General features: G+C 53.1%; 25 protein-coding genes and 2 riboswitches. Of the genes, 23 read left to right on the top strand and 2 right to left on the bottom strand.

Annotation, left to right across the window (positions count from 1 at the left end; genetic code table 11):
* Positions 1-12 precede the first annotated feature (12 nt).
* The 14 genes from F1381_RS18730 (at position 13) to murB (ending at position 14,512) form a co-directional block, all read left to right on the top strand.
* On the top strand, positions 13-1,305 hold the full coding sequence (locus F1381_RS18730) for a WD40/YVTN/BNR-like repeat-containing protein (RefSeq protein ID WP_151736364.1): 1,293 nt from the start codon (positions 13-15) through the stop codon (positions 1,303-1,305).
* Positions 1,306-1,511: 206 nt separating this feature from the next.
* Positions 1,512-1,688 carry a hypothetical protein gene (locus F1381_RS28415; RefSeq protein WP_187355443.1) on the top strand — a complete coding sequence of 59 codons (177 nt, stop codon included), beginning with the start codon at positions 1,512-1,514 and terminating at the stop codon, positions 1,686-1,688.
* A 213-nt stretch (positions 1,689-1,901) separates the two neighbouring features.
* The gene (locus F1381_RS18735; protein WP_151736475.1) at positions 1,902-2,294 is read left to right on the top strand and encodes a DUF2500 domain-containing protein; all 393 of its coding nucleotides are present in this window, start codon (positions 1,902-1,904) and stop codon (positions 2,292-2,294) included.
* Between the two features lie 116 nt (positions 2,295-2,410).
* A complete protein-coding gene (locus tag F1381_RS18740) occupies positions 2,411-3,169 on the top strand; it encodes an SDR family NAD(P)-dependent oxidoreductase (protein WP_151736365.1) in 759 nt (252 codons plus the stop codon).
* 125 nt (positions 3,170-3,294) lie between these two features.
* The gene (locus F1381_RS18745) at positions 3,295-3,717 is read left to right on the top strand and encodes a cell wall hydrolase (RefSeq protein ID WP_151736366.1); all 423 of its coding nucleotides are present in this window, start codon (positions 3,295-3,297) and stop codon (positions 3,715-3,717) included.
* 89 nt (positions 3,718-3,806) lie between these two features.
* A complete protein-coding gene (gerQ, locus tag F1381_RS18750) occupies positions 3,807-4,283 on the top strand; it encodes a spore coat protein GerQ (RefSeq protein WP_151736367.1) in 477 nt (158 codons plus the stop codon).
* A 316-nt stretch (positions 4,284-4,599) separates the two neighbouring features.
* A complete protein-coding gene (locus F1381_RS18755; RefSeq protein ID WP_151736368.1) occupies positions 4,600-5,916 on the top strand; it encodes a hemolysin family protein in 1,317 nt (438 codons plus the stop codon).
* A gap of 296 nt (positions 5,917-6,212) precedes the next feature.
* Positions 6,213-7,994 (top strand): ATP-binding protein, encoded by a 1,782-nt coding sequence (locus F1381_RS18760; protein WP_187355445.1) that lies wholly within the window; start codon positions 6,213-6,215, stop codon positions 7,992-7,994.
* Between the two features lie 88 nt (positions 7,995-8,082).
* Entirely contained in the window at positions 8,083-8,838 is a 756-nt protein-coding gene (locus F1381_RS18765) for a DsbA family protein (RefSeq protein ID WP_246188099.1), read from the top strand.
* The gene (locus F1381_RS18770; protein WP_151736370.1) at positions 8,835-9,278 is read left to right on the top strand and encodes a disulfide oxidoreductase; all 444 of its coding nucleotides are present in this window, start codon (positions 8,835-8,837) and stop codon (positions 9,276-9,278) included. The genes F1381_RS18765 and F1381_RS18770 overlap by 4 nt, the downstream gene beginning before the upstream one ends.
* A 216-nt stretch (positions 9,279-9,494) precedes the next feature.
* Positions 9,495-9,654, top strand: a riboswitch (cyclic di-AMP (ydaO/yuaA leader).
* A 125-nt stretch (positions 9,655-9,779) separates the two neighbouring features.
* Positions 9,780-11,597: an APC family permease gene (locus F1381_RS18775; protein ID WP_151736371.1), complete on the top strand. Its 1,818-nt coding sequence runs from the start codon at positions 9,780-9,782 to the stop codon at positions 11,595-11,597.
* Positions 11,598-11,781: 184 nt separating this feature from the next.
* Positions 11,782-12,588: an ABC transporter ATP-binding protein gene (locus F1381_RS18780; RefSeq protein ID WP_151736372.1), complete on the top strand. Its 807-nt coding sequence runs from the start codon at positions 11,782-11,784 to the stop codon at positions 12,586-12,588.
* Positions 12,589-12,627: 39 nt separating this feature from the next.
* Positions 12,628-13,452 (top strand): (2Fe-2S)-binding protein, encoded by an 825-nt coding sequence (locus F1381_RS18785; protein ID WP_151736373.1) that lies wholly within the window; start codon positions 12,628-12,630, stop codon positions 13,450-13,452.
* 148 nt (positions 13,453-13,600) lie between these two features.
* The gene (murB, locus tag F1381_RS18790; RefSeq protein WP_151736374.1) at positions 13,601-14,512 is read left to right on the top strand and encodes a UDP-N-acetylmuramate dehydrogenase; all 912 of its coding nucleotides are present in this window, start codon (positions 13,601-13,603) and stop codon (positions 14,510-14,512) included.
* 59 nt (positions 14,513-14,571) lie between these two features.
* Here the strand turns inward: murB and ymzB are convergent, their stop codons facing one another.
* Complete coding sequence (gene ymzB / locus F1381_RS18795; RefSeq protein ID WP_151736375.1) at positions 14,572-14,907, bottom strand: protein YmzB; 336 nt, start codon at positions 14,905-14,907, stop codon at positions 14,572-14,574.
* A gap of 168 nt (positions 14,908-15,075) precedes the next feature.
* Positions 15,076-15,119: riboswitch (PreQ1 riboswitch) on the top strand.
* A gap of 86 nt (positions 15,120-15,205) precedes the next feature.
* Between ymzB and queF the strand changes: the two genes are divergently transcribed.
* From queF to F1381_RS18840, 9 genes are all read left to right on the top strand, one after another.
* Positions 15,206-15,706, top strand: a complete 501-nt coding sequence (gene queF, locus F1381_RS18800; protein WP_151736376.1) for a preQ(1) synthase — start codon at positions 15,206-15,208, stop codon at positions 15,704-15,706.
* 23 nt (positions 15,707-15,729) lie between these two features.
* Positions 15,730-16,413 carry a 7-cyano-7-deazaguanine synthase QueC gene (gene queC, locus F1381_RS18805; RefSeq protein ID WP_187355446.1) on the top strand — a complete coding sequence of 228 codons (684 nt, stop codon included), beginning with the start codon at positions 15,730-15,732 and terminating at the stop codon, positions 16,411-16,413.
* On the top strand, positions 16,388-16,870 hold the full coding sequence (locus tag F1381_RS18810) for a 6-pyruvoyl trahydropterin synthase family protein (protein ID WP_151736378.1): 483 nt from the start codon (positions 16,388-16,390) through the stop codon (positions 16,868-16,870). Before queC ends, F1381_RS18810 begins: the two co-directional genes overlap by 26 nt.
* The gene (gene queE / locus F1381_RS18815; RefSeq protein WP_151736477.1) at positions 16,860-17,585 is read left to right on the top strand and encodes a 7-carboxy-7-deazaguanine synthase QueE; all 726 of its coding nucleotides are present in this window, start codon (positions 16,860-16,862) and stop codon (positions 17,583-17,585) included. The genes F1381_RS18810 and queE overlap by 11 nt, the downstream gene beginning before the upstream one ends.
* Before the next feature lie 242 nt (positions 17,586-17,827).
* Complete coding sequence (locus F1381_RS18820) at positions 17,828-18,346, top strand: cysteine hydrolase family protein (protein ID WP_151736379.1); 519 nt, start codon at positions 17,828-17,830, stop codon at positions 18,344-18,346.
* Positions 18,343-19,185 carry a VanW family protein gene (locus F1381_RS18825; protein WP_151736380.1) on the top strand — a complete coding sequence of 281 codons (843 nt, stop codon included), beginning with the start codon at positions 18,343-18,345 and terminating at the stop codon, positions 19,183-19,185. The genes F1381_RS18820 and F1381_RS18825 overlap by 4 nt, the downstream gene beginning before the upstream one ends.
* 145 nt (positions 19,186-19,330) lie before the next feature.
* A complete protein-coding gene (locus tag F1381_RS18830) occupies positions 19,331-20,467 on the top strand; it encodes a zinc-dependent alcohol dehydrogenase (RefSeq protein WP_151736381.1) in 1,137 nt (378 codons plus the stop codon).
* 172 nt (positions 20,468-20,639) lie between these two features.
* Positions 20,640-21,554, top strand: a complete 915-nt coding sequence (locus F1381_RS18835; RefSeq protein ID WP_187355447.1) for a DMT family transporter — start codon at positions 20,640-20,642, stop codon at positions 21,552-21,554.
* A gap of 37 nt (positions 21,555-21,591) precedes the next feature.
* Complete coding sequence (locus tag F1381_RS18840; RefSeq protein ID WP_151736382.1) at positions 21,592-22,428, top strand: class I SAM-dependent methyltransferase; 837 nt, start codon at positions 21,592-21,594, stop codon at positions 22,426-22,428.
* An 85-nt stretch (positions 22,429-22,513) separates the two neighbouring features.
* Here the strand turns inward: F1381_RS18840 and F1381_RS18845 are convergent, their stop codons facing one another.
* Positions 22,514-23,434, bottom strand: a complete 921-nt coding sequence (locus F1381_RS18845; protein WP_151736383.1) for a LysR family transcriptional regulator — start codon at positions 23,432-23,434, stop codon at positions 22,514-22,516.
* Between the last annotated feature and the right edge of the window lie 249 nt (positions 23,435-23,683).

Raw genomic sequence — 23,683 nt, forward strand, 5'->3', positions numbered from 1 at the left:
GGAGAGACTGGGATGACTAACAAATCTGCCGGTTATAAAGCTGCGGCTGTATTGGCAGTCATATTGGTGTTCATGCTGATTGCAGCCTGCTCCTCTTCTCCGCCGCCGGCGCCTTCTTTCGCTCCGCAGCCGACGGAAGCGCCGGAGGAAGGGCAGACCATTACCTTGATTACGCCGCCCGATGCCAAGAACGTCGACAACGAGAGCGCCCCGAAATATCAGATTCAGACCCGCCTGACGGATTTCCGGCTCCTGAACGAATCGGCAGGGCTGGCCTGGGGCGTCACTAAAAATGAGCTGCGGATGTATATGACAAGAGATAACGGAAGCACCTGGTCGAATATCTCTCCATCTGCCAATGTTCAGTTTATGGCTAATCCGGTCTATGGCCAGGAAATCTTTTTTACTGACCCCGATAACGGCTGGATTATCCGCAGTGCCTTCGGGTTAACCGAGACTGTAGTGCTGCGGACGTCCGACGGCGGTCAACACTGGAAGATCTCCTCTTTTCCCGACAGCAATAACATCTCGTCTATTTATTTCTACAATACACAGCACGGCTGGCTCATGACCTCCTGGGATGCCAGCTCCACCAAAGAGAGCAAAGCGCTGTATGCCACTGGCGACGGCGGGGCTACCTGGAACATGGTCATGCAGAATGAGCAATATAATCCCAGCCTGCCGAACACCACCCTTCCGATGAACGGGGTAACGACGGGGATGATCTTCCGCGATGCATTGCGGGGCTTTGTCACGCTTCAGACAGGGGCGCTGCCCAAAATCTATATGACACAGGATGGCGGTACCACCTGGATCCAGGGCCAGGACTTTCTCGTCAACCCGCAGCTGGCAGGCTGTGACAGGGTGATTACCGGTGAACCCCAGTTTTTTGCAGGGGGAAACACTTCGGGCTGGATGCCGGTCGGTTGCCAGAAGGAGAAGCAGGAGAGCATCAGTTATAACGGTTACTTCACGGCCAACGGCGGGATGAACTGGAAGTTCGTCTCTCTTAATTTCCGGGATCAGACCGGCATTAACCGGCATATTGCTCCGGATTTTCTGAATGCCGAGACCGGCTGGATCATAAATGACGACAGGTTATACAAGACGGTGAACGGCGGAACGACCTGGACCGCTCTGCCGACCAGCAGTGTGCTTCAATCCAAGCTGCTGGAGTATCCGGAAATTGTGAAGCTGCAGTTCATCTCCAGGGATGTCGGGTGGCTGCTGATCCAGAAAGAAGAGGACCGCCGCTCTATACTGCTGCAGACGACCAATGGGGGAGTCAGCTGGCGGGTGTTATAGGCTTAAAAGAAGTATGATAATAATAGTAACAAGGCCGCCTCCGGGCGGCTTTTTAATTAAATCGGTATATTTTAAATTTTTCTTTAAAATGTGAAAAAAATCACATGACAACTCTTTGAGCTTGTGATATATTTAACACATAGAAAGCAAGTTCAAAATTTCACAAAGCCAAAACACAAACTTTCATCCGAATGGAGAGATTACTTATGAAACTTTTTGAAGATGATTATACTACCCGCAACCTGCTGCAATTGTGCTATAACTGTGACGATGCCCATCTGTGCGAGACCGAAGAACAGTGCAGAGCCTGCTGGGCCGACAACGGCATGATGCCTGTGGAAGAGAACGAAACCAAGCAATTCCTGGACCTTGTTCATGCTTAATAGATTGTGCACTCTTCTTACCATAGACCGCTTTGCTCTCGTTCCTTGAGAGACGGCGGTCTTTGTGTTTGATTAGAGAATAATGATATATTTCTGCCAGGCTCCGGTTTTGTGATGATTTATGGACCGGCAGAGGCATATATATATATATAGAAGAGCTGCATGCATCCCGCGGCCGGAATTTATGGAAGCAAGGGGGAAGATGTCATGGGAATAGGCCCGGATTCATCATGGATGTTCGATCTTACCGGAACGGTCATTCCGATTTTTGCCGCCCTGATCTTTGGCATTGTCGCTGTATCTGCAGGCAAGGGACTGCTTCAGTGGAGCCGTAACAACAGCTCGCCCCTGCTGTCCGTACCCGCCCGCATTGTCAGCAAGCGGAGCGAAGTCCGCCAGCGGCCGCCGGACGATAACCAGGTCAGCCGTTCGGCCACAGTGTACTACTTGACCTATGAGACTGAGGGTGGCATACGTAAGGAATTCAAAGTCAACGGGGATGAATTCGGAATGAGTGCGGAAGGCGACCGGGGGCTGCTGACCTATCAGGGTACCCGGTATTACGGGTTTCAGCGCCAGCCCCGGTACTATTCCACCGCCGAGTAACGTCCGGTCATTTTACAAACCCGTAAAGTTTCCTGTACAATTCCCCTTGTTTCCGTTGCCGGAAGCAAGGGGATATTTATATTGTGCCATAATCTAACGAAGCGGAGCGTGAACCGATGGGAACCTATGAACATCAGACCGTTGTCATTACCGGAGCCGGGCAGGGCATCGGACGGGCCGTCGCGGCGGCTTATGCAGCCGAAGGGGCAAATGTGGTTATTGCCGAAGTTAAGGAGGAAACCGGACGCAAAGCGGCTGAGGAGATCAGGCAAACAGGAGGCATTGCCGAATTCATCTCCTGTGATGTCAGCGATGAGAAGCAAATTATCCGGATGGTGGAATTTGCTGCCGAACGCTTTGGTAGCATCCATATTCTGATCAACAATGCGGGAATTGCGGATGCGCACACCGCAAGCTTCTATGAGCTGACGGCCGAAGCTTGGGATAAAGTGATGGACACCAACGTCCGGGGAATGTTTCTTGCCACCCGGGAAGCGGCGAAGCTTATGCGCAACAATCCGGACGGGGGAGCTGTCGTGAACCTCTCTTCCACACGGGCGCATATGTCCGAGTCCGATACCGAAGCCTATGCTGCCTCCAAAGGGGCGATAGCAGCGCTAACCCACGCTATGGCGGTTACGCTTGGACCGGACAAGATCACCGTAAATTGCATCAGTCCCGGCTGGATTGAGACCGGGGAATATGGACAGCTGCGGGAGATAGACCATATACAGCATCCTTCCGGGCGGGTTGGTAAGCCGGAGGATATTGCCCGGGCATGTCTGTATTTGACGGCGCCCGGAAATGATTTTGTGACCGGAGCGGAGCTGGTGATTGACGGAGGAATGACACGCAAAATGATTTATGAACCCTAAGCCGTCCAGCCGATTAACGGATTAACTTTGGGCTGGACTGTCACCTCACTAGGCGGATGCACATACAATACAGCGAGCAGCAAGGAAAAGGGGATGCTTACAAAGCCAATCAAGGAGGAGAGCGCGTGGCCGTCATCAAAGCAAATTCGGAGGATGTGAAGGTACTGGCGCGGCTGATGCGGGCGGAAGCCGAAGAGGACGGAGATCAGGGCATGCTGATGGTCGGCAATGTCGGGGTCAACCGGATTCTCGGCAATTGCCTCGATTTCAGAAACATCCGCAGCATCGACGACATGGTCTTCCAGAGTCCGGGGGGGTTCGAAGCGCCGCAGAAAGGATATTTCTACCAAAAGGCGAGAGACAGGGATATCCGGCTGGCGCAAAGAGCCATCGGAGGGGAGAGAACCTGGCCGGCATCCAATGCACTGTGGTTCTTCCGTCCGGTAGGCGCTTGCCCGGGAACCTGGTATAACCAGCAGAACACCGGCCGCTTCAAAGCGCATTGCTTCTTCGCACCGTCCGGCGAAGATTGTCCGGCTGTTTATTAGCAGCAATCAGTGCAATCAGCATCAGTGATTTACAACCATATGCGGGCAGCTGTATGTCCGTGCATCCAAACTTCAGGAGGTTTTGACCAATGATTTCTCAGCAACCTTATCGCCCGGTAACGTACATGATCGGCAGCACTACTTCGAGCGGACCGGCCCCTATGCCCCAGATGGGCACCATGGGCGGAACCATGGGCATGGGCCAGATGGGAACGGTGCCCCCGCAGGTTACCAGCGGCAGCCCGATGATGCCTTCAGGGACAGTAGTGCCTACCACGTCCCCAGTGTTTGAACAGTCGTATATTGAGAACATATTCCGTCTTAATCTGGGTAAGCTCGGTACCTTCTATTTTACTTACGAAAACAACAGTCAATGGAATGCCAAGGTCTTCACCGGTATACTTGAGGCTGCGGGCCGCGACCATATCATTATCAGCGACCCGAAAACCGGACAGCGGATCGTACTGCTGATGGTGAATTTCGATTACGCTACATTCAACGAAGAGCTGACCTACCAATATCCAGGTGTCATCGGCAATCCGCCGACCACCCGCAACTATCGTTAAACAGTTGCCCGGAAGGGCATTCCTAAAGTTTTGCAATTTACGGCGAACCGCTGCTTCGGGCGGTTCGCCGTTGCTTTTTGCCGTTTTGGCGCATATGCTGTTATTTTAAGAGGGACAGGCATGCTTGCGGTTTGCCCTAATACACTAATATAATAAATCTATATTTTAATTATCGTGACTGCAGTCAGGAGTTGAGACCATTGGGAAATTGAATCAGAAAGGACTTGTCGGTGCTGCACTTGCCACAATTTTGAACAGACGAAGGAGGTGGGCCTATCCGCTCCTGGTCGTGAACAGCAGCGGATAGGAAGTTAATTTGAGCGACCCTTTACCCGGTATATTACATGTTGGTCTTATTTTGTTACTTGTCCTCTTAAACGGATTTTTTGTCTCGGTGGAATACGCAATGGTCAAGGTGCGCAGCGTCCGCATCGATACGCTGATAGAGGAAGGCAGCAAGCGGGCGGTGTCCGCGCGCCAGATCGTCAACAACCTCGACGGCTATCTGTCCGCTTGTCAGCTCGGGATTACGCTGGCTTCGCTCGCCCTCGGCTGGCTTGGAGCACCCGCGATCGCCGCTCTTACCGGTCCGGCGCTGGAAAGCCTGGGTCTTGGCACAGCCACGGTCAATGTGCTTTCGCTGATTCTGGCCTTAGTGCTGATTACAGTGATGCATATTGTGCTCGGTGAACTCGCTCCGAAGACTATGGCGGTCAACAAAGCCGAGTCTGTACTTCTGTTAACTTCGGGAGCCATCAATCTGTTCTACCGGCTCATGTATCCTTTTATCTGGATTGTCAACGGATTGGCTGGAGGACTGCTGCGATTCTTCCGCCTGGCTCCGGCCTCGGAGCTGGCGACGGCACACACGGAGGAAGAGATCCGGATTATTATGCAGGAGAGCAACAAGAATGGTCTGATCGACAATACGGAAATGGCGCTGGTGGACAATATCTTTGAGTTCGCCGATACCATGGCCCGGGAGATTATGATTCCGCGCACCGAGATGATCTGTCTGAATAATCATCTTAGCGCGGAAGAGAATCTGGAGATTGCATTTGAAGGCATGCGTACCCGTTATCCTGTGTGTGACGGCGACAAGGACCACATCCTTGGATTTATTCATATTAAGGACCTGATCCGCGACAACTCGCCAAGATTCGGCGATTTGATCCGCCCGATCCTGACGGTTCCGGAATCCATTCAGATCAGCGCGCTGCTTAAAGTCATGCAAAGGGCCAAGACACAGATCGCTATCCTGATTGATGAATATGGCGGTACTTCCGGGCTGGTCACGCTCGAAGATATTATGGAAGAAATCGTCGGCGAAATTCAGGACGAATTCGACGAGGAGCGCCCCGGAATCGAGAAGCTGGGGGCAGATGAGTATTCCGTAGACGGGTTGATGCTAATCGAGGAAATCAACGGGAAGCTGGGTCTGCATATGGATACGGATGATTATGATACGATTGGCGGCTGGCTGTATTCCAGGCTGGAAGGCGGCCCGCCGCAGAAAGACCAGACTGTAGAATTCGACGGTCATTTGTTTGTTGTCGAAGAAACGGAGAATAAGCGGATATCACGGATTAAGCTACTGAAGCTTCAGTTTATGACTGAAGAAGCCGGAGCGTAACCGCCGCATTTGAAGCATGGTGCCTTTCCTCAGGTGCCATGCTTTTTGCCATGCCGGCAAACTGTACCATAATCTTCCGGATTCGCGTCGAATGGAGACGGGTAAAGGTAATGTAAGTATTGGATAGAGCGGTTCAGAGTAAGTGAAGGGGGAGGAAACTATTGGGGATTCACCTGGTGGAGCATAATCTTCTGCTGGTCCTCTTTTCGATGGCGATCGCCTTACTTTCCTGTTTCATAGCAGTGGATTTGGCTGACCGCTTAGTGCGCGTCTCTAAAAGTCAGGCATTTATAGTGATGATAGCATGCATTCTGGGCATCGGGATGTGGGGGATGCACTTTATTGGCATGCGTGCCATGGACATGAAGTATCCGGTCTCTTATGACCTTCCTATATTAATATTTTCCTTATTGATTCCAGCCTCGGCAGCCTATGTGCTGTTCAGTCTATTGAACAATCCGCGTACTCGCAGTTCCGCTTCTCTCGGATTCGGCGGCGTGCTGCTCAGCGGGGGCATTCTGATCATGCATTACAGCGGCGTGATGGCGCTGAGACTTCCGGCGGAATACGGACAGACCGCTGAATCCGTGCTTGCATCTGTATTGTTCTCCCTGATCGTTCCCGTCGTTACTGCTTCCTATCAGCCGAAGTGGACAGCTAATCCCTACAATATTCTTTCACTCAAAAAAACAGCGCTCGTCCTGATCCTGACCGGCGCACTTATCGGCACGCATTATACCGTCATGGCCGGTGCTTCCTTTGTCCCTACAGAAACGCCCCGGTTTCTTGTCAACGGCCCGCTGCTCAATGATTGGCTCTTCGGAATGATTCTGGGAGGAGTCTTTGTCCTCATCGCGTCTATTGTCCTGATTATGCTCTATAGGGACCGGCAGCGGGTGCTCCGCTCCGCGATGCTCAGCGAGCAGCGTTACATGGCATTGTTCGAGTATAATCCAGATATGGTGGTCTGTATTGATCCGCAGCTGAAAAAGGTGTTAAGTGCCAACCCGGCCTTGCGAAAAATGACAGGATACTCCAGCGAGGAATTGCGGGACTATGAGCATATTCTTAACCGCCCCGAGGATCGCTCGGCGCTGAAAGCCGCTGTAGAACGCGCCGCCCATGGACATTACGCCAAGCTTGAACTGTCCGTGGCAACCAAGGGAGGCGGTACAATGATCTGCAGCACGACGGTCTTCCCGCTGATTAACAGGGACCAGCGTCTCATATATATTGTCGCTGAAGATATCAGCGAACTGGCCAAATATCAGCAGGAGCTTATTGTAGCAAAAGAAGCGGCCGAAAGCGCCGCCCGGATTAAAAGTGAATTTATGGCCACCATGAGCCATGAAATCCGCACGCCGCTGAACGGAATCATCGGGATCAATCAGCTGCTCTCCGAAGAGATCCGCGATCCGGAGCACCGGGAACTGCTTCATCTGCAGAACAGCAGCAGTCATGCCTTGCTGCTTGTGATGAACGATATTCTGGATATTACCCGCCTTGAAGCCAGCGGACTGCGGCTGCACGAGGATCCCTTTAGCCTGCAGCAGCTGCTGCTGGAGAGCATGAACCTGTTTGAAGCCAACGCCAAAGATAAAGCGCTCGGCTTTAAGCTGCACATGGATGAGGATCTTCCCGAACTTCTGGAGGGTGACGCAGCCCGCATCCGGCAAATTCTGGTGAATTTAATCGGCAACGCGATCAAATTCACGGAAACCGGCACTGTCCGGGTCTCCGCCAAGCAGCTTGCATACGACGAAGGTACAGCATCCCTGCAATTTCAAATCACCGATACGGGAATAGGCATTCCTCCCGATAAGCTGAAGCTGCTGTTCCAGCCGTTCTCCCAGGTCGATGCCGCCCATAACCGCAAATACACCGGTACAGGCCTGGGTCTCGCGATCTGCCGCAAGCTGGTGGAATTGATGAACGGCGAGATTACTGCAGAGCCGGCAGCCGGCAGCGGCATGATTTTTACAGTGAGGCTTAAACTCCGCAAATGTGCTGTTACCCGACAGCCGGAACCTGCAATATCAGAGAACCGTAAACAATTGGCAACCGAAGCGGTGTCATGAAGTTTGCCAAAATGAGAAGTTTAATTATATAATTTTGAAAGGTAGTGATATAAATTCAGTGGTCCAACCGGACAGAAAGGAAGTCTCTTTGAGCACAAACCAACGTAAAAGCGCTGCGCTTCCCCAAATGAAGAAGCAGGAGAAACGCCAGGCCGAACTGGAGAAACAAAAGCAAAAAACGAGATTTCTGATCATCGGAACGATCGCGCTGGTGGTCATAATCTTTGTAGGGCTCGGCATGCTGGCCGCCCAGGATAAGCCGGCAGCCTCCACCTCCGGGGAAGCGGTCGAGTTCGACTACAGCACGTTACCAAGACTCGGCAGCGAGGACGCACCGGTCAAGCTGGTCGAGTTCGGCGATTTCAAATGCCCGGCCTGCGCCGATTTTGCGGGACTCATTAAGCCGAAGATCGTTCAGGATTACATTGAACAGGATAAAGCAGCCCTTTATTTTGTCAACATGGCCTTTGTAGGAGCGGATTCCAAGACAGCCTCCCTTGCAGCCCTGTCGGTATACCATCAGAACAATGATGCTTTCTGGGAATATTACGATGCCCTCTATGCGAATCAGGGCGAAGAGAGTGAGGAGTGGGCCACGGAGGATTATCTGGTCAGCCTGGCGCAGGAGAAGAACCTGGACATTGACTACGACCTGCTGCGCAAAGACATCGAAGAAGAGACCTATCTGGATAAGCTCAATACAGACATCGCATTGGCGGAAGCTTCCGGTGTGACCTCGACGCCATCGCTTTATGTCAACGGAGTGAAACTGGCCGAGCCGTTTAATACGTCGGCCATCGATGAACAGATTAAAGCCGCAGCCGAAGCGGTGAGCGCGGAGTGAGTTCTTTCGCTGCTTTTTGTAAACGGAATTGTCTCTATCTGGCCTGGTTTGTTTCGGTCATAGCGGTGGCGGGGAGTCTATATCTCAGCGAAGTGCTGAAGTACGAGCCATGCAAGCTCTGCTGGTTTCAGCGGATATTCATGTATCCCCAGCTGATCCTGCTCGGCATTGCGACCTACCGGAACGATAAGCGGATTATCCCGTATGTGTTGCCGCTCAGTCTCATTGGGGGAAGCATCTCGATCTTCCATTATGCCGAGCAAAAGATTCCGGCGCTGAGCCGGGTGGCGTCCTGTACGGTTGGCGTACCCTGCAACAAGGACTATTTAAATTTTTTCGGCTTCATCACCATTCCGCTTCTGGCGCTAATCGCCTTTGCCCTGATCGCCATTCTCCTATGGACAGGGCGTAAGGAAGAAGCGCAGGACACTGAACAATAACAGGGAACTAGGCAGAAATTATTTTCATCATTTATTGTCACAAATAACATCCAAAACACTCTAAAAACACGGGAAAATGGGATAATACGCGAGAATGAAAGAGCTTGTGTCCCCCCGTGATGGAATCGGGTGTTTTGGATGTTTTTTCATTTCTTTTCATCACTTTCAGCACTTTACTGGGAACGGTTTGTAGACTAATATTAGTCCTTGTGAGAAGTTGAATACGCGCTGAATTTTCCGCAGGAAAAACGGGGGAACCAAACTTGGCAAGTCTGCCAAAGGGGTGAATCGGAGCGGGTCCTTACACGGGACCTTCCGTAGGGCTACCACAGCCCGAATCCGCCAGCTAACCTCGTAAGCAACGGTGGGATAATGACGATGCTTTTAAGCATGCGGATCATTTCCGTATGCTTATTTTGCTGCCTGCATTTATGAAACCCGCTATGAAAACAGCGCACGGCATGACCGTTCAACACACCCAGAAAGGAATTGTTATCAACAATGGTAAGCAAGGTAAAACGACTGCTGATCGGGCGTCCGATGAAGTCGAACGAACTCGATCACGAAAAGTTATCTAAGGTGAAAGCACTGGCTGTTCTCTCCTCCGACGCGCTCTCGTCAGTAGCCTACGGAACGGAACAAATCCTGATTGTACTGGTGGCTGCGGGCTTCACGGCAATCTGGTACTCTTTGCCCATTGCGCTCGCCGTATTATTCTTGCTGGCTGTGCTGATTCTTTCTTACCGTCAGACCATCTTTGCCTACCCGCAGGGCGGTGGCGCTTATATTGTAGCTAAAACAAACCTGGGTGTGCCTACGGGGCTGCTTGCCGGCGGCTCTCTGCTGGTGGACTATATCCTAACCGTAGCGGTCAGCGCGTCCGCCGGGACCGATGCGATTACATCGGCTTTTCCAAGTCTGCATGATCATACGGTGCTGATCGCCGTAGCTGTTATTGTTTTCCTGACCATAATTAATTTGCGCGGGGTGACCGAATCAGCATCCTTTATTGCTATCCCGGTATATTTATTTGTCTTTTCCATCTTTGTCCTGATTATTTCCGGTATTATAAAATATGCGACCGGCGGCGCCCATGCCGAAGTGCCTGAATTCGGAAGCGCCGTATCCAATGTCAGCCTGTTTCTCCTGCTGAAGGCGTTCAGCTCCGGCTGTTCGGCGCTTACCGGGGTTGAAGCGGTATCGAACGCCATTCCGAACTTCAAAGCGCCGGCTGAGAAGAATGCGGCCAAGACGCTGCTGATGATGGGCGTCATTCTGGGGCTGATGTTTACGGGCATCACACTGCTGGCCTACTGGTACGGGGTTACGCCGGATGAGAAGGCGACGGTGATCTCGCAGATCGCTGAAGCTACATTCGGCCGTGGCGGACTTTATTTCTTCATTCAGGGAATTACCGCAGTCATCCTGTTCCTGGCCGCCAATACGGCATATTCCGCTTTTCCGCTGCTCGCATTCATGTTCGCCAAGGACAAATATCTGCCGCATGCCTTCATGGTGCGCGGGGACCGGCTGGGCTTCTCAAACGGGATTATTTTTCTCGGCGTACTGTCCGCACTGCTCGTTACCGCCTTCCACGGCAATACCGACGGCTTGATTCCGCTATATGCTGTGGGCGTATTCATTCCGTTTACGCTGTCGCAGCTGGGCATGATGTTCCACTGGCTGAAAGAGAAGCCTAAGGGCTGGCAGGGCAAATTCACCGTCAATACAATCGGGATGCTGACGACGCTCACCATCACGATGATCTTTATCATCACGAAATTCTCCAGCGTGTGGATGGCGTTCATCTTCCTGCCGGTCGTCATGTACATGTTTCACCGGATTCACAAGCATTATCAGAACACGGCGGATGAGCTGCGGATTTGTCCGGCTACCGATAAGCCTTGCATTAAGGGCAGCACAGTCGTCGTGCCGGTGTCGGGTGTAACCAAGGCTGTTCTGCATTCCATCAGCTACGCCAAATCGCTTACCGATAATGTAGTAGCTGTATATGTCGGCTTCGACGAAGAAGAAATTCACAAGATGGAGCAGAAATGGGAAGAGTGGAATCCCGGCGTAAGACTGATCGTGCTGCGCTCCAGATACCGCAGTATTCTGCGGCCGCTGGTCAAGTTCATCGACACCGTTGAATGGAAGACCGCTTCTACCGATCACATTACGATTCTGATTCCGCAGTTTATCACCAAGCATTGGTGGCAGGCTGTGCTGCATAACCAGACCAGCTTGTTCATCCGTTCTTATCTGATGAATCAAAAGGATATTGTCGTCGCCACCGTGCCGTTCCACCTTCATAAATAATGCAGCAAGCTGCCTCCGGGAAATTGGGAGGCAGCTTTTTTAACTGAAAAGTTATATAGTCGTGAAAGCTTGTACAACCTGTTGATTTTTGCGATAATGAGAATCATACTCATTCATTTCTTGAATTTGTTATCTAAAGCCAAGGCTTAAATACATATTTCTACCTAATTAAGGAGTGAAGGTAATGTCGGAAAGATTGAACACGGAACAGCTGAGTATAGGTTATGCGGAGGCCACGATTGTGCAGGGACTAAACCTGTCGCTGCCGACTGGTAAGATTACTGCGCTGGTAGGGGCTAACGGTTCCGGCAAATCCACCATCCTGAAGACGATGGCGCGTATCATGAAGCCGAAGAGCGGCAGTGTCATGCTGGACGGCAAATCGATTCACACGTTATCCACCAAGGAAGTGGCGCGCCAGCTTGCCATCCTGCCGCAGAATCCGACGGCTCCGGACGGCCTGACTGTCGCAGAGCTGGTAGGGTACGGCCGCTATCCGCACCAGAAGGGCTTCGGCACGATGACTTCCGAGGACCGCGAGATCATTGCGAATGCGATTTCCGTCACCGGCATGGAGGCCTTCCATGACCGGCCGATTGACCGTCTGTCCGGCGGGCAGCGCCAACGCGCCTGGATTGCCATGGCACTGGCACAGCAGACGGACATTCTGTTCCTGGATGAACCGACGACCTTCCTGGATATGGCCCATCAGCTGGAAGTGCTGCAGCTGCTGCAGAAGCTGAATGAGGAGGAAGGCCGGACGATCGTGATGGTGGTGCATGACCTGAATCACGCCTCCCGCTACGCCCAGCACATGGTTGCCATTAAATCAGGCAAGGTCATCAGTGAAGGGGCACCGACCGAGGTTATGACACCTGTCGTCCTCCGCGAGGTATTCGGGATCGAAGCGGATATTGTGCCCGATCCGCGCACAGGCGTTCCATTGTGCCTGCCGTATGAGCTAGCGGCCTATAAAGCTGTTGGAATGTAACACACAGCAGAGCTGCAGGAGAACAGAGGAGGAATAGTGATGTGGGAAGCAGAAATCAAAGACATCAGCGGCAAATTCGATCTTCATCCCGCGCCGCCGCAGGAAGCGCAGCACACGTTCCGTACTTCGGAGCTGCTGGAGCCCGAAGGGATGAGGACTTTCCTTGCCTGTTACGGACCCATGATGAAAGCGCTGGACGACAAAGCGACGGCGGCATATTTCGGCGGCTGGTTCGCCAGCGTGGCGCTTGCTGTGCAATATTCTCTTTCCGTATATTCGGCCGTTCCGGTGATTATCCTTCAGAATCTTTCAGTACACCTGATTCCGGCCAATGGCTTTTGCCGGGTTGCCTTCTCCCTGGAGCCATGGAGCATGGCCACTGCGCCTGAAGGAGAGGAGGAGCGTAAGGCTTGGCGCAGCAAGGTCTTTGAGACGTTCTATCACGAGCATGCCGCACCGCTGCTGTCAACCCTGTCTGCTGTCAGCGGCTTGGCCCTTACCGAAATCTGGGGACAGCAGCCGACCAAATTCAATTACTACGTGGAACTGCTGTCCTCCAGCGGAACGGACCTTAACGGCAGCGGGGACCGCCTGCCTGCCGGAAGGATTCTGGAGGATTACAGTGCGCTTAAAGAGCTCGACAGCTCGATCTTCGGTCTCCGCCGCAATCCGTTTCAAGTGACGGTCCGCAAGATCGAGGCTCTGGACAGCCCGGACAAGAGCGTCAACATGCGCAACCGCTGCTGCCAATATTACCGTACGGAAGGCGGAAGCTACTGTTACACCTGCCCGCGGCTGAAGGAAGAGGAACGGGCCGCTCGCAGGACGGAATTCCGAAGGGCGGCGGCGGAGAAGCAGGCTTAAGGCTCACGGAACTTTTCAAAATTATACACTTGGCCTCAGGCTCCTGTCATTGACAAGGGAGCCTGTTCGTTGTTAAAGTTGTGAAACGAATGGTACGGCAGTCACATAGACGGTCATTTTATTTATCGTATTTAAAGGAGCAAAACGTATGAATATCCTGAAGATTGAAGAAGACCTGCGGCAGCTGGTTTCCTCCGGGACGGTTAAGCGCCGGGAAGAGCTGAAACCGCATGTCTTTACACACATGGGCGGAGAAGCAGATATTTTAGCCATACCGGCTTCGTATGAGGAAGTTCATCAGGTCGTTACATATGCGCGCGAACACGACATCCCGTTGACGGTTCTTGGCAATGGCTCTAACGTCATTATTCGTGACGGGGGCATCCGCGGGATTGTGGTGCAGACCGCCGGCATGGTGGAGACCGGAATAAAGGACGGGCTGCTCTATGCCGCCTGCGGTGCGGAGATTATCGACGTTTCGCGTTATGCCCTGGAGCAGGGTCTGTCCGGCCTGGAATTTGCCTGCGGCATTCCCGGTACGGTAGGCGGAGCCTTGTATATGAATGCTGGAGCTTACGGCGGGGAAATCAAAGATGTGCTGCACAGCGCACTGGTGATTGACAAGGCTGGGCGGATGGTAACACTTCAAGGTGAAGACCTGGAGTGGGGGTACCGTAAAAGTATCTTCTCCGGCGGGGGATACATTGTGCTGGAGGCCCGTTTTGCCTTGCAGCCGGGTGAGAAAGCGCTGATCCAAGCGAAGATGGATGAATTGACGTTCCTCCGAGAGTCGAAGCAGCCGCTCGAATACCCTTCCTGCGGCAGCGTCTTCAAACGTCCGCCGGGGCTATATGCCGGGCAGCTGATCCAAGAGAGCGGACTGCAGGGAATACGGATCGGCGGTGCCGAGGTTTCCCGCAAGCATGCCGGGTTTATTGTCAATGTGGACAATGCCACGGCCGGAGAGTACATCGGTTTAATCCGGCATGTACAGGCAGCCGTTAAAGGCAAGTTCGGTGTGGAGCTGGAGACCGAGGTTGAAATCATCGGCGAAGAATGACCTATAATCTACACGAAGAAGAGGCTGCGGAAATCCGCAGCCTCTTTGCTTAGGAAGAATCAGTCTACAGACAGTGTATATTTGGCCCGTTCTGACTTTAGCTCTGCACCATGCTCCGAGGAGGACACGACCTTCAGCCCCTCAACGGCAATTTCATAAGTGCTCTGCGGCAGCGGGACCAAGTCGCCATCCGCATTCATCGTATTTCCGGAGCCCTTCAGAATCAGGGCACTGTCCAGGTAATCGTCAAGGGTGCTTTCCGCATCACGGAACTCTACAGTCTCCAGATGAAAATGGACAATGTCCTTATCTTCAAGCTCTTGCTTCGTAATCACCAGCGTGGCGCCCACCTGAGCTTCCAGCCAATCCTTTAGCAGTTGTACGGTTGGTTCCATATCTGTGCCCCCATTCCATCAGGTTGCGGTTATTATCAAAGATAAGTTACCCTTTTTGGCTAATTTGAATCCATCGCTTTGGCCACAGACTTGTCAACCCTGCTTCCGCCATGGTATAGTTCAAACGCTGGCAGCAGCATGATTAAAGAAGAATTCTGTGCAGACTGCGCAGGAGAGGTTCGCAAACTCCCTCTATAAAAAACTAAGACAGCTTCTTAGTAGAGCCATGTTTCCGAAATCTCGTTCTTCTTTCCATTCCCGGCAGCCGTGCCGGAGGAAAAGAGAGGGGTTTTTTGTCATGTCAGAAGGAAGATTGAAAGAGGAAATGCCGGAGGTTACCTTGCTGGGAAACCAGGGGACAAAGTACAACTTCGGTTATGATCCCGGGGTGCTGGAGCCGTTTGACAACAAGCATCCGGGCCGCGATTATTTCGTGAAATTTAACTGTCCCGAGTTCACCAGCCTGTGTCCTGTAACGGGACAGCCGGATTTCGGCACCATGTATATCTCGTATATTCCGGATGTCAAAATGGTCGAATCTAAATCGCTGAAGCTGTACCTGTTCAGTTTCCGCAACCATGGCGATTTCCATGAGGATTGCGTCAACATCATTATGAATGATCTCATCGCCCTGATGCAGCCGCGTTATATTGAAGTGTGGGGCAAATTTACACCGCGCGGCGGCATTTCGATTGATCCTTACTGCAACTGGGGCCGTCCGGGAACCAAATACGAGGCCATGGCCGAACACCGGCTGATGAACCACGATTTGTACCCGGAGAAAGTCGACAACCGGTAAGTCATCGGGAAAGGGAGATATTTATGAATAAAAAAGCGTTAGTCGTATTCAGCGGCGGCCAGGACAGCACCACCTGTCTCGTATGGGCCCTGCAGCAGTTTGAGGAAGTTCAGGTCGTCACCTTTAACTATAATCAGCGCCACGCCGCCGAGATTGAAGTGGCCAAAGCGATATCCGGCAAATTCGGCGTAAAGCAGCATATTCTTGATCTGGGCCTGCTGAATCAGCTGGCACCCAACGCGCTGACGCGCAGTGACATTGCGATTGAAGCCGGGGCTGAGGGCGAGCTGCCGACGACTTTTGTTGATGGACGGAATCTCTTATTCCTGTCTTTCGCCGCCATTCTTGCCAAGCAGCTGGGTTACGCGAATATTGTGACAGGCGTATGCCAGACCGATTTCAGCGGTTACCCGGACTGCCGCGATGTGTTCGTGAAATCGCTGAATGTGACACTCAATCTGTCGATGGATGTTGAATTTGTCATTCATACCCCACTGATGTGGCTCGATAAAAAAGAAACGTGGGCGCTCGCCGACCAGCTCGGCCACTTTGACTATATTCGTGAGCATACGCTGACCTGCTACAACGGTATCATCGGCAGCGGCTGCGGGACTTGTCCCGCCTGCCAGCTGCGCAGCCGGGGACTGGCGCAGTATGAAGCGGAAAGAGAGGTACACCGCCATGCTGAACGAAGTATCGGTGTGTAAGATATTCACCTTTGATGCCGCTCATCAGCTGATCGGACACAAGGGCAAATGCAGCAATCTGCACGGCCATACGTATAAGCTGGAGGTTGTGCTGAAGGGAGTTCCTTCACAGACTGCCGGCGACTCCGGTGAAGGCTTTGTCATTGATTTCGGCGATATTAAATCAATAGTGAAGACGAGCCTGGTGGACCGGCTGGACCATGCCTTCCTGGCTATGGGCAATGAGCCGGTGCTGGAGACGCTTAAGGCCACCGGCTCGAAGGTGGCGCTGCTCTCCTTCCGGACGACAGTGGAGAATATGGCGGCTTATATCGCCTACAAGCTGAAGGAAGCTGCCCTGCCGCTTTATTCCGTTAAGCTCTGGGAAACACCGACCTCCTGGGCCGAAGTGCTGGCTGCCGATATTCCGGAGGACGGACCGTCCTACCGCAGGTTTGGAGGCTGTGATTGTGAGTAAGATTCCGGTGATTGAAATCTTCGGCCCAACGATTCAAGGCGAAGGAGCGGTCATCGGGGTCAAGACGATGTTCGTCCGCACCTACGGCTGCGACTACCGCTGCGGCTGGTGCGACTCTGCTTTTACCTGGGACGGCTCGGCCAAAGACCAGGTACAGCTGATGGAACCGGAAGCGATTGTTGCCGCACTGGACGAGCTTGCCGGCGGCAATTACGATTGCGTCACCATTTCCGGCGGCAATCCGGCACTGATCGGCGATGCGATGGGGCAGTTCATCGGGGATCTGCATGCGCGCGGGCTCCGGGCGGCAATCGAGACCCAGGGCAGCCGGTGGCAGGAGTGGTTCCTTGAGGTAGATATCCTGACGATTAGCCCCAAACCGCCAAGCTCGGGAATGGAGACGGATTGGGACAGACTGGATGATATTATGGCCAAGCTGGAAGGAAGCGAAGCAGGGGCCCACAGCTTAAAGGTGGTTGTGTTTGATGCGGCGGATTATGCCTATGCGAAGCAAGTGCATCTGCGCTACCCGTCGGTGCCGCTGTTCCTGCAGCCGGGCAACGATAATGTGACGGAGGAAGGCGATATCTCGGTCCGGCTGCTGGGCAAGCTGGAATGGCTGTTCCAGCTGGTTATTGCTGACCCGGAAATGAACCGGGTGCGGGTACTGCCCCAGCTGCATGCCCTCATCTGGCATAACAAGCGGGGGAAATAAGTTTATCTTTAGCGGGGTTCCTGGGAACCCCGCTTTTTTGACATGCCCGAAAGGACGTAACGGGTTCCCCGCAAAGTACCTGAATCGACTTTATGCCAAGGCCCCACTTTGTGGGGGACTATGCAAAGTCCCGGAAATTCTGCGTGTGTTCTCTGCTGCTTTTGATATAATCAGAAGATGATCAGCTAAAAGAGCAGCTAAAGAGCAGCGGCAGGCAATTTATCGAGGGGAGCACTGCGCGAATGACAACCGCACTGATGATTATTGATGTCCAGGAAGCGATGTTTTCTTATGACGAGAAGATGTATGACGAGGAAGGGGTCATGGAACGGATCGCTTCGCTGCTGCAGAAGGCGCGCGAGGCCGGGGCGCCGGTGGTTTATATCCAGCATACGGAGGACGAGGAGTTCACCAGGGGCTTGCCCACCTGGGAGATCAGCCGGATGATCGCACCCCGGAGCGGTGAACTTATTGTGGAGAAACCGACCTGGGATGCTTTTCACCGCACACCGCTCCACGAGGAGCTGCAGAGCCGGGGGATCACAAGCCTGGTCATCTGCGGCCTGCAAAGCGAGTTCTGCGTAGATACAACCTGTCGCCGGGCCTACAGTCTCGGTTATTCGAGCGTGCTTGTAGAGGATGCCGTCAGTACCTTTGGCAACGGCCGGTTCACTGCCAGAGAAATCGTCAAGCACCATAATTCTGTCCTGGGCGGCCGGTTCGCCGTGCTGAAGCCGGAGCACGAGATCAGATTTGTATGAGCGGGGCATCCGCGAATCTGCGGCCTATCCGGCGCTCGCGCCTGCGGCAATTTGCCGGAAAGCGTTATTTTACAATGAAGCGTTATATGCACTGGCTGGCTTCACCGGGCAGGAGGGCAAAGGCGCGCGACGCGGAGAATCTGCCGTTCACAGCGGCAAGCCACGCAACACCGCTGCTGCGCCGTCTGCGCAATGTGGATATGCAGCTGCAATACAACAAGATCGTGAATCTGCGCCTAGCCACCGCCAGGCTGGACGGTCTGCTGATCCACCCGGGGGAGACCTTCTCTTATTGGCGCACTATCGGCAAGCCTACAAGACGCAAAGGCTATCTGGAGGGAATGGTGCTGTATTACGGCGGCTTCCGGCCCGGTACGGGCGGAGGGCTGTGCCAGCTTTCCAATCTGATCTACTGGATGGCGCTGCACACTCCGCTTACGGTGACGGAACGGCACCGGCACAGCTATGATGTCTTCCCGGATGAGCAGCGGACGCAGCCCTTCGGCAGCGGTGCCACCTGCGCCTATAATTATTTGAATCTGCAGCTGTATAATCCGACGGATCAAACTTACCAGCTGCGATTGCATCTGGATGACACCCATCTGCACGGAGAATGGCGCTGTGACGGTATGCCGTTATATTCCTATGAAATCTACGAATCCGACCATGTCATTCACATGGAGCCCTGGGGCGGATATGTACGCAGTAACCGGATCCGGCGCAAAGGGTATACCCGCTCCGGCGAGCTGGCCAGTGACGAACCGGTGGCGGAGAATCATGCGCTGATGATGTATTCCCCGCTGCTTCATCCGCCCTCAGCTGCTGCGGAGAATCCCTGAAGCGTTGCGGAGCAGGGAGGGGAAAACGTAAGTTTTTTACAGGAAAAGCGGATAAACTCCGGAGTTTTAGGGTTATAACATAGTATGCGTTAACCATTCAGGCAGCTATGTTTCTAATCCAACATCCGAAGGAGTGGTCCATCACATGAAAGCAGTAACCTATCAGGGCAAGAAGAAAGTAGAGGTTAAAGAAGTCGCCGACGCCAAACTGGAGAAGAAAGACGATATTATTGTACGTATTACCTCGACGGCGATCTGCGGCTCGGATCTGCATATTTTTAACGGGGAAATTCCCGGCATGAATGACGACTATATTATCGGCCATGAGCCGATGGGCATAGTGGAAGAGGTCGGTCCCGAGGTCACGAAGGTGAAGAAGGGCGACCGGGTCATCGTCCCGTTCAACGTCGCCTGCGGCCAATGCTACTTCTGCCAGCATGAGATGGAGAGCCAATGCGATCATGCCAATGACACCAAGGATACCGGAGGCTATCTCGGCTATTCCCACTCTTACGGGGGATTTGCCGGCGGGCAGGCAGAACTGCTGCGTGTCCCTTACGGTAACTTCGGCCCGTTTGTCGTGCCGGAGGACGCGGAGATGGAGGATGAGAAGCTGCTGTTCCTCTCCGATATTGTGCCTACTGCCTGGTGGGGCGTAGAGCATGCCGGCGTGAAGCCGGGGGATACGGTAATCGTGCTCGGCTGCGGACCGGTCGGCCTGCTGACCCAGAAGTTCGCCTGGATGAAGGGGGCTGCACGGGTCATTGCGGTGGATCACATTCCATACCGGCTGCTTCATGCCAAGAAGACGAACAACGTGGAGATTTTTAATTTTGAGGAAACGGAAGATTTCGAAAAGCACCTGAAGGAGATTACGAACGGCGGCGCCGATGTTGTCATTGACTGTGTCGGACTTGACGCGAAGAAGTCGGTGATGGAGAAAATCGAAACCACACTGATGCTGCAGGGCGGCTCGCTCGGAGCCTTCCGCATCGCTTCCGAGGTTGTCCGCAAGTTCGGAACCATTCAGCTGGTAGGCGTATACGGACTGAACTACAATATGTTCCCGCTGGGCCATCTGTTTGAACGCAATATTACCCTGAAGATGGGACAGGCGCCGGTCATCCACTACATGCCAATGCTGTACAAGATGATCAAGGAGAACAAATTCGACCCGACCGATATCATTACCCACCAGTTGCCGATCAGCCGCGCAGAGCACGGGTATGATGTGTTCAATGATAAGAAGGAAGAATGTATCAAGGTTATCTTGAAGCCATAGGAGCCCGGTGGGGAAAAGCATGGACCTTTGGAAGCTTACGGTCTGTGCTTTTTATTTTGACGGGACAGCCGGCCGGAAGTGTGAATATAATGAAAATTACCTGCTGCATTTCCTGCCGACTTGCGGTAAATTTACATAGTGACTTATTTTCAGGTGAAAGGAAGCTTCAATCGTGAACAGTAAGAAACCCCCGCTTCCGGTACCCCTGCTGATGCTGGTCGGTATCGTTGCCATTTCATTTTCTTCCATTTTTATAAAATGGTCCGAAGCACCCGCTTCTGTGCAGGGTATGTACAGGCTGCTCTTCACTTCGCTGCTGATGCTGCCTTTTGCCCGGCCTTACACTGGGGCGCTACTGCAATTAAGGCGTAAGGATTGGCTGCTGATCGCCTGCTCCGGGTTTATGCTTGCCCTGCATTTTCTGCTCTGGATGGGTTCACTGGAGTATACATCCGTAGCCAGTTCTACAATGATTGTTGCGCTGGAGCCGGCATTCATTATGCTGGGTGCCTACCTCCTCTACCGGGAAAAGACCAGCCTAGCCTCCATTCTCGGCATGGTAGTTGCCATTGCCGGGATTGCCCTCATCGGCTGGGGCGATATCGGCTTATCCGCCGACAACATTAAGGGCGACCTTCTGTCCGCCGGAGGCACGCTGGCAGTGGCCGTACATATGCTGCTCGGGCAGAGACTGGTCTCCCGTATGCCGGCGTATCTGTACAGCCTGCTTGTGTTTATTACAGCCGGCGCTGTGTTTGCCGTGTATAATCTGCTGGGCAGCATTGCTTTCTTCGCCTATCCTGCCCGTGAGTGGGGGATCTTTGTTCTGCTGGCGGTTGTGCCTACAGTGTTCGGGCACATTCTGTTTAACTGGCTTCTGCAGTACGCTTCGGCCACAACAGTGTCCATGAATATTCTGGGCGAGCCTGTGGGCGCCAGCCTGCTGGCGTTTGTGCTGCTCGGTGAGCGGTTGACGGCTCTGCAATGGGCCGGCGGCATTCTCGTTCTCGGCGGTCTGGCCGGTTACCTGTATACGGGACGCGAACGCACCACAAAGGCCGAGAGCAAGCTTTCCGAAGCTTCATAAGATTGAAATCTGATGAATTAAAGGAGTATTTCATGGCATGAATGAATATAACGAATCGCGGGAACCATCCCGCCCGGATGGGCCTACAAGCGAGGAATTGTGGAACGAGGATACGTATACTGCCTGGGTTGCCCGTTTCGGAGCGCCGGCGGAGGCAGCGGCCAAGCTGGCACAGCAGCCGGCGGGAAGGCTCTTCCCGCTGAATGATTATTTAGGTGAAGTAGAAGGCCGCAGGGTGATGAACCTGATGGGCTCGAACGGGATGAAGGCGGTGGCGCTTGCTCTTCTGGGTGCAGAGGTGACGGTGGCCGATTTCTCGGAAGCCAACGCGCGTTATGCGCGTGAACTCGCCCGGGAAGCCGGCGTAGAACTGGAGTATGTTGTTGCCGATGTACTGCAACTGCCGGATACAGTGAAGAGAGGAACTTATGACCTGGTCTTTGCGGAGATGGGAATCGTACACTATTTTACCGATTTGCAGCCCTTCATGAAGACTGTGATGGAGCTGCTCGCTCCCGGCGGGAGATTCGTACTGCGCGATTTCCATCCGGTGACCACCAAGTTGATCTCCTCCAAAGGTTCGACGGCTAAAGTCCGCAAGCACAAGGTAAGCGGCGATTATTTCGACACGGCACTGGAGGAGAAGCGGGTTTCATACTCCAAATATTTGCCTTCGTCCGGAGGCGAAGCAGGGGAGGAAGGCAGACACAGCGTCGTGTATTGGCGCCGCTGGACATTGGGCGAGATCGTTACGGCTGCAGCACAGGCCGGTCTGATGATCAGGGAACTGGCGGAAGAGCCCAACCTGTCATCGGACGTTTACGATAAAGGCATTCCCAAGACGTTTACATTGGCGGCGGTCAAGCCGCATTAACTGAACGAACCGGTCAGAACCGCATGGATGGCTGCATGCTGCGGGTCTGGCCGGTTTTTTTATTGTTTGAATATTATTAATGAGATTAATTAGTAATGGGATTAATGTTCAGCGGGCCACTTTCCTGCTCTGATGCCAGCGCCGCAAACGCTTCTTGCAGCGGAGTCAGCGTATAATCCTTGCGCCAGGCCAGAAAGATCTGGCTGCTCTCGACCGGTGACCCGGGCAGAGCCGCACATTTCAGCGTGCCTGCCGCCAGCTCGGAGGCGATTCCCGTTCTGGAGAACAGTCCGACACACCCACCCTCGCCGATCATCCGCTTAAGCGCCTCTGGTGAATTAATCACCACATTACTCCAAAGACGGACCTGGTTCTGCTGTGCCCAGCGGTCGGCGTAACCCCGCATAAACGAAGTGGGATCATGTCTGATCCATGGCTCGCGCGCCACTATCTCCGGTGTCAATTCATCATTACCGGCAAAAGGATGATCAGGCGCAAAGATCAGCACAATCTCGTCCCGGCAGATGGGCAGCGTATGGATGGTCTCGTCAGCATTCTCGCTTCCGTGCAGCACGGCGAGCTGGATTTCCCGCGACCGCAGCCGTTCACGCACGACATGGTCGGACAGAACGGAAAGAGAAATCTGGATTCCCGGATGCAGGTTCATGTATCGCGCGGTTATTTTAGGAACAATATAAGTACCGGGTATATAGGCCGCATCAAGCTCCAGATGTCCTGAGGAGAGGGAAGAGAATTGGCGCACACTCCGCTGCGCTTCCGCCGTAAGCGAGACAATGCGAACCGCATACTGGTGCAGCGCCCGCCCGGCATCCGTCAGCAGGACCCGTCCGCTGCGGTACTGGAACAGGCTGACCCCCAGCTCGTTCTCCAGACTCTTCATATGAAAGGATACCGTCGGCTGCTTCAGCCCGAGCTCGGCGGCGACATCCGTCACTTTTTTGTATTTTTCAATTAACACAACGATCTGCAATTTCACAATATTCATGGCTCTTCCTCCGCTTAAATTACAAATGACTAACAAATCATCTGCTTAATATAGATTATATCTATAGAGTTATTCAATTACTATTTGTATTTTTATCTTTCACTTTACAAAATCAATACTTTTATCTAACGAACGAGCTCTAGAATAAGAAATGTCAGATACGAGAACCATCATTATCCGGCGCAGCTTCCAAAAGTGAGTTTTGTACGATTAGCAACACATGCAGCTGACAACTCACAAAACCCGGCA

It is taken from the genome of Paenibacillus tengchongensis, from assembly GCF_008973665.1.
GTDB lineage: Bacteria > Bacillota > Bacilli > Paenibacillales > Paenibacillaceae > Paenibacillus_AQ > Paenibacillus_AQ tengchongensis.

Excerpts from the sequence above, each read along its gene's own strand:
- murB (WP_151736374.1), top strand. The coding sequence starts at position 13,601 with ATGAATATCCTGAAGATTGAAGAAGACCTGCGGCAGCTGGTTTCCTCC.
- F1381_RS18810 (WP_151736378.1), top strand. The coding sequence starts at position 16,388 with ATGCTGAACGAAGTATCGGTGTGTAAGATATTCACCTTTGATGCCGCT.
- F1381_RS18775 (WP_151736371.1), top strand. The coding sequence starts at position 9,780 with ATGGTAAGCAAGGTAAAACGACTGCTGATCGGGCGTCCGATGAAGTCG.
- queF (WP_151736376.1), top strand. The coding sequence starts at position 15,206 with ATGTCAGAAGGAAGATTGAAAGAGGAAATGCCGGAGGTTACCTTGCTG.
- gerQ (WP_151736367.1), top strand. The coding sequence starts at position 3,807 with ATGATTTCTCAGCAACCTTATCGCCCGGTAACGTACATGATCGGCAGC.
- F1381_RS18780 (WP_151736372.1), top strand. The coding sequence starts at position 11,782 with ATGTCGGAAAGATTGAACACGGAACAGCTGAGTATAGGTTATGCGGAG.
- F1381_RS18740 (WP_151736365.1), top strand. The coding sequence starts at position 2,411 with ATGGGAACCTATGAACATCAGACCGTTGTCATTACCGGAGCCGGGCAG.
- F1381_RS18830 (WP_151736381.1), top strand. The coding sequence starts at position 19,331 with ATGAAAGCAGTAACCTATCAGGGCAAGAAGAAAGTAGAGGTTAAAGAA.
- F1381_RS18825 (WP_151736380.1), top strand. The coding sequence starts at position 18,343 with ATGAGCGGGGCATCCGCGAATCTGCGGCCTATCCGGCGCTCGCGCCTG.
- F1381_RS28415 (WP_187355443.1), top strand. The coding sequence starts at position 1,512 with ATGAAACTTTTTGAAGATGATTATACTACCCGCAACCTGCTGCAATTG.
- queC (WP_187355446.1), top strand. The coding sequence starts at position 15,730 with ATGAATAAAAAAGCGTTAGTCGTATTCAGCGGCGGCCAGGACAGCACC.
- F1381_RS18785 (WP_151736373.1), top strand. The coding sequence starts at position 12,628 with ATGTGGGAAGCAGAAATCAAAGACATCAGCGGCAAATTCGATCTTCAT.
- ymzB (WP_151736375.1), bottom strand. The coding sequence starts at position 14,907 with ATGGAACCAACCGTACAACTGCTAAAGGATTGGCTGGAAGCTCAGGTG.
- F1381_RS18845 (WP_151736383.1), bottom strand. The coding sequence starts at position 23,434 with ATGAATATTGTGAAATTGCAGATCGTTGTGTTAATTGAAAAATACAAA.
- F1381_RS18760 (WP_187355445.1), top strand. The coding sequence starts at position 6,213 with ATGATAGCATGCATTCTGGGCATCGGGATGTGGGGGATGCACTTTATT.
- F1381_RS18840 (WP_151736382.1), top strand. The coding sequence starts at position 21,592 with ATGAATGAATATAACGAATCGCGGGAACCATCCCGCCCGGATGGGCCT.
- F1381_RS18730 (WP_151736364.1), top strand. The coding sequence starts at position 13 with ATGACTAACAAATCTGCCGGTTATAAAGCTGCGGCTGTATTGGCAGTC.
- F1381_RS18820 (WP_151736379.1), top strand. The coding sequence starts at position 17,828 with ATGACAACCGCACTGATGATTATTGATGTCCAGGAAGCGATGTTTTCT.